A 1,069-nucleotide genomic window follows, 5' to 3' on the forward strand; every position below is an offset into this window, starting at 1 on the left:
CCGCTGCAGGGCTTCACGTCCACGCCCCGCCCGCTGGACGGTGTCGCGCCGTTCGTCTGGCACGGCTCGATCCGCTCTCCGGAGATCGCCGAGCAGGCCGCGTACTACGGTGACGGCTTCTTCCACAACAACATCTTCTGGCCGGCCGACCACACCAAGCGCATGGTCGAGTTCTACCGCAAGCGCTACGCCCACTACGGGCACGGTACGCCCGAGCAGGCGATCGTCGGTCTCGGCGGTCAGGTGTTCATGCGGAGGAACAGCCAGGACGCGGTGCGCGAGTTCCGGCCGTACTTCGACGTCGCGCCGGTCTACGGGCACGGTCCGTCGCTGGAGGAGTTCACCGAGCAGACGCCGCTGACCGTCGGCTCGCCGCAGCAGGTGATCGAGAAGACCCTCGCCTTCCGCGACTACGCCGGTGACTACCAGCGCCAGCTGTTCCTGATGGACCACGCGGGGCTGCCGCTGAAGACCGTCCTGGAGCAGCTCGACCTGCTCGGCGAGGAGGTCGTGCCGGTGCTGCGCGAGGAGTTCGCGAAGAACCGCCCGGCGGACGTGCCGGACGCCCCGACCCACGCCTCGCTGCTGGCGGGCGCGAAGAGTGCTGAGCAGGAAGGAGCACGCGCATGAAGCTCGTCGTCGTCTCCGCGGGACTGAGTGTCCCGTCCTCCACCCGGCTGCTGGCCGACCGGCTGGCGGCGGTCGCCGCCCCGGCGGCCACCGCGCCGGAGCCCCAGCCGGCCGCTGTCCACATGATCGAGCTGCGGGACCTCGCGGTGGAGATCGCGCACACCTTCACCAACGGTTTCCCCGGGCGGGAGCTGTCCGCCGCCTTCGACGCCGTGCGGGCGGCCGACGGCCTGATCGTCGTCACGCCGGTGTTCTCGGCGTCGTACAGCGGGCTGTTCAAGTCGTTCTTCGACGCGCTGGGCGCCACGGAAGCGGACGCCCTGGCGGGGAAGCCGGTGCTGATCGCGGCGACCGGCGGCACGGCCCGGCACTCGCTCGTGCTGGAGCACGCACTGCGTCCGCTCTTCGCCTACCTCAAGGCCGTCGTCGTCCCGACCGG

At 70.8% G+C, this 1,069-nt stretch carries 2 protein-coding genes; both read left to right on the forward strand.

Annotated features, from left to right (window positions below):
- Positions 1-630, forward strand: a 630-nt coding sequence (locus tag IEZ05_RS36095) for an LLM class flavin-dependent oxidoreductase (RefSeq protein WP_189234555.1), incomplete at its 5' end; no start/stop codon positions are given.
- The coding region (locus tag IEZ05_RS36100) for a CE1759 family FMN reductase (RefSeq protein ID WP_189234556.1) at positions 627-1,069 on the forward strand (443 nt) is incomplete at its 3' end. The genes IEZ05_RS36095 and IEZ05_RS36100, both read left to right, overlap by 4 nt.

Origin of the sequence: Streptomyces flaveolus (genome assembly GCF_014648815.1) — a bacterium.
GTDB lineage: Bacteria > Actinomycetota > Actinomycetes > Streptomycetales > Streptomycetaceae > Streptomyces > Streptomyces flaveolus.